The sequence below is a fragment of the Streptomyces sp. CO7 genome (assembly GCF_053474865.1).
Genome location: NZ_JBRIOU010000001.1, coordinates 163,201 through 166,465 on the forward strand (window position 1 = coordinate 163,201; position 3,265 = coordinate 166,465).

General features: G+C 75.1%; 1 protein-coding gene. It reads left to right on the plus strand.

Annotation, left to right across the window (positions count from 1 at the left end):
* Positions 1–26: 26 nt before the first annotated feature.
* Positions 27–3,265 (plus strand): S41 family peptidase (locus ACOV8S_RS00750; protein ID WP_448315297.1); only part of this gene is annotated, 3,239 nt, incomplete at its 3' end.

The window sequence follows — 3,265 nt, forward strand, 5'->3', positions numbered from 1 at the left end:
CGCCCGGCCCGCCGAAGCATGGTGGGGTGACCTTTTTGCGCCTGCCCCACATCCGCGGCGACCTGCTGTGCTTCGTGGCCGAGGACGACCTCTGGCTGGCGCCCTTGGAGAAGGGCGGCGAGTGCGGCCGGGCCTGGCGGCTCACCTCGGACCGCACCAAGATCGGCCACCCCCGCTTCTCGCCGGACGGCACGCTGATCGCCTACACCTCCTGGCACACCCTGGTCCCCGAGGTCCACGTGCTGCCCGTGGAGGGCGGCGGGTCGACCCGGCTGACCTACTGGGGCGGCCCGGACGCCCGGGTGTGCGGCTGGACGCCGCCCGACCCGGACCTCGGCGGCCGCAGCGACATCCTCGCCGTCTCCTCGCACGGGCAGCCGTTCCCGATCACCTTCTCCCACGCCGTCCCGCTGGACGGCGGCCCCGGCGCGCCGCTGCGCTGGGGCCCGGTCTCCGACATCGACCTCACCGCCGACCCCAGGGCCGCCGCGCAGGGCGAGGGAAGCGACGACTGGCGCACCCTCCTGCTCACCGGCACGCCCCCGCACGAGCCGGCCTCCTGGAAGCGCTACCGCGGCGGCGCCGCCGGACGCCTGTGGCTGGACGGGCAGCGGCTGCTCGCCGACCTCGGCGGCCACCTGGACTCCCCACAGTTCGTCGGCGACCGGATCGCCTTCCTCTCCGACCACGAGGGCGTCGGCAACCTGTACTCGTGCGCCCTGGACGGCACCGACCTGCGCCGCCACACCGACCACGCCGAGTTCTACGCCCGCCACGCCTCCGGCGACGGCACCCGGGTGGTCTACCAGTGCGCCGGCGACCTGTGGATCGTCGACGACCTCACCGCCGACTCCGCGCCGCGCCGGCTGGACGTGCGCACCTCCGGCCCGCGCGCCGGCCGCCGCGTGCACCAGGTGCCGGCCGCGCAGCACGTCGGCGGGATCGCGGTGGACGAGACCGGCCGGGCCAGCGCCGTGGTGGTGCGCGGCAGCCTGTACTGGCTCACCCACCGCGACGGCCCGGCGCGGACCATCACCGACGTGCCGGGTGTGCGCGTGCGGCTGCCGGAGATGCTGGGCGGCAGCGGGCGCATCGCCTACGTGACCGACGCGGAGGGCGAGGACGCCGTCGAGATCGCCTACCTGCCCCGGGCCACCGGCGACCGCGCCCCGCACCGGCTCGCCTCGGGCCGGCTGGGCCGGGTCCTGGAGATGACCGCCGACCCGGACGGCAACCGCCTGGCGGTCGCCTCCCACGACGGGCGGCTGATGCTGATCACCGTCTCGGACGACGCCGGCTCCGACACCGAGGCGTACGGCTCGGTCACCGAACTGGTCCGCTCCGGCAACGGCCCGGTCCGCGACCTGGCCTTCTCCCCCGACGGCGGCTGGCTGACCTGGTCGCACCCGACGGTCGGCCGGACCCTGCGGCAGATCAAGCTGGCCCGGATCAAGGACGGGACGATCGTCGACGTCACGGCCGGCCGCTTCGAGGACGAGAGCCCGGTCTTCACCAGCGACGGCCGCTACCTGGCCTTCCTGTCCTGGCGCGGCTTCGACCCGGTGTACGACGTGCACACCGGCGACCTGTCGTTCCCGCTGGGCTCGCGCCCCTACCTGGTGCCGCTCTCCTCCGCCACGCCCTCGCCGTTCGCCCTCTCCCCCGAGGGCCGGCCGGCCGCGGGCGGGCTGGAGCTGGAGGGGTCCGACGAGCCCGGCGTGGTCTCCATCGAGACGGAGGGACTGGAGAGCCGGGTCACGCCGTTCCCGGTCGCCGCCTCCAAGTACTCCTCGCTCACCCCGGTGGCGGGCGGCGGCCTGGTCTGGCTGCGCTGGCCGATCTCCGGGGCGCTCGGCGAGACCTTCGCCAACCCGGACGACCCGAGCGACCGGCCTTCCCTGGAGCACTTCAACATCGCCAAGGCGCGGCGCACCGAACTCGTCCACCACCTGGAGTGGTTCGGCGTCAGCGGCGACGGCAGCCGGCTGGTCGTCGTCCAGGACGGCGAACTGCGGGCCCTGCCCGCCACCGAGATCGGCGACCTGGACACGACCGTGTGGATCGACGCGCGGCGCATCTCGCACCGGGTCGACCCGGGCGCCGAGTGGCGGCAGGCCTTCGAGGAGGCCGGGCGGCTCACCCGGGCCTACTTCTGGGACCCCGGCATGTGCGGCATCGACTGGGACGCGGTCCTCGCCCAGTACCGGCCGCTGATCGAGCGGGTCGCCACCCCCGACGAGTTCGCCGACCTGCTGCGTGAGGTGCTGGGCGAGCTGGGCACCTCGCACGCCTACGTCACCCCGGCCCGGCGCAACGAGGGCCCGCCGCACTACCAGCGCCGTCAGGGCCTGCTCGGCGCGGACCTGGTGCGCACCCCGGCCGGCTGGCAGGTCAAGCGGATCCTGCCGGGCGACTCCTCCGACTCGCGCGCCCGCTCCCCGCTGGCCGGCACCGGCATCCGCGAGGGCGCGGTGCTCACCCATGTGAACGGCCGCCCGGTGGAGGTCACCGCCGGCCCCTTCCCGCTGCTGGCGGGCACCGGGGACACCACCGTGGAGCTCACCTTCGCCGCCCCCGGCGGCGGGCCGACGCGCCGGGTCGCCGTGCTGCCGCTGGTCGACGAGCGGCCGCTGCGCTACCAGACGTGGGTCGCCGAGCGGCGGGAGATCGTCCGGGAGCTGAGCGAGGGCAGGTGCGGCTATCTGCACATCCCCGACATGGGCGGCTCCGGCTGGGCCCAGTTCAGCCGCGACGTGCGGATGGAGGTCTCCCGGCCCGCCCTCATCGTCGACGTGCGCGGCAACGCGGGCGGCCACATCAGCGAACTCGTCGTCGAACAGCTCACCCGCACCATCCTCGGCTGGGACGTCACCCGCCACGCCGAGCCGGTCTCCTACGCCTCCAACGCCCCGCGCGGGCCGGTGGTGGCGGTCGCCGACGAGGCGACCTCCTCCGACGGCGACATGATCACCGCGGCGTTCAAGCTGCTGGAGCTCGGCCCGGTGGTGGGCCAGCGCACCTGGGGCGGCGTGGTCGGCATGACCGGCCGCCACCGCCTCGGCGACGGCACGGTCATCACCGTCCCGATGAACGCGGCGTGGTTCGACGCGTACGGCTGGTCCGTCGAGAACCACGGCGTCGAACCGGACGTCGAGGCGCTGCGCACCCCGCTCGACTGGGCCGAGGGCCGCCTCACCGGCCTCGAGGAGGCCGTCCGCATCGCCCTCGACCTCCTCTCGGAGCACCCGGCGGCCACCCCGCCCTC